A 751-nucleotide genomic window follows, 5' to 3' on the forward strand; every position below is an offset into this window, starting at 1 on the left:
CTGTCGTCATTCCTGGAGCGCAGGTATTCCGTTAGATGCAGCTTGGTCCGCGCGTCGAAGTAGACAGGACGCTGCTTGTTGCCCTTGCCGGTGACAACGCATTCCCGTTCCTGCAGATTTACGTCTGAGATATTGAGGCCGACCAGCTCTCCAACACGCATACCGGTTGATGCGAGCATGTCGACGATGGCGAGGTCACGCAGGGACGGGCAGTTGTCCCTAAGGGTCTCCAGATCCTCGTCGCTCAGTACCTCTTTTGCCGTCGTTGCCGTTTTGACCTTGCGGATCCGTCGGACGGGGCTCTTGACGATGTAGTCCTCGTCTTCGAGCCAGGAAAAGAAGCTGGACATGATGCGCCGAATGTTATCGATGGTCACCTTGCCCGCGCTACGGTTCGATTCGTAGTCGCTGAGGTATTTGCGCAGGTCGTCGCTGCAGATTTGGGTATATGGTTGCCCGATTGAGCTGTCCATGTGTTTGAGGGTGCTTTCGTAGTACGTGATTGTTCTCGAGGAGCACCCCTCGACTTCCTTGGCGGTAAGGAAGAGGTCGAGCAGGCTTGAGTTGCTGGGCACGCTGCTTTCGGCATGGCTGTACAGAGTGCTTTCGAGCACTGTTTTTAATTGCTTTAGCTGCAGATAGTCTAGGACTGGCTGCATCTGAGCTAGGACCATATTGATCATCGCTTCCATCGAGGTCTCCTTTCCCCCTGGCTCGGTGGAAACAATTCTGAAGTTGCAGGCCTGTGTTC

General features: G+C 54.9%; 1 protein-coding gene. It reads right to left on the reverse strand.

Annotated elements, in window-relative coordinates:
* Nucleotides 1–692: tyrosine-type recombinase/integrase (locus H6A15_RS10200; RefSeq protein WP_204673644.1), on the reverse strand; the 692-nt coding region annotated here is incomplete at its 3' end.
* Nucleotides 693–751: the final 59 nt, after the last annotated feature.

This window comes from Enorma phocaeensis (assembly GCF_016901575.1).
GTDB lineage: Bacteria > Actinomycetota > Coriobacteriia > Coriobacteriales > Coriobacteriaceae > Limicola > Limicola phocaeensis_A.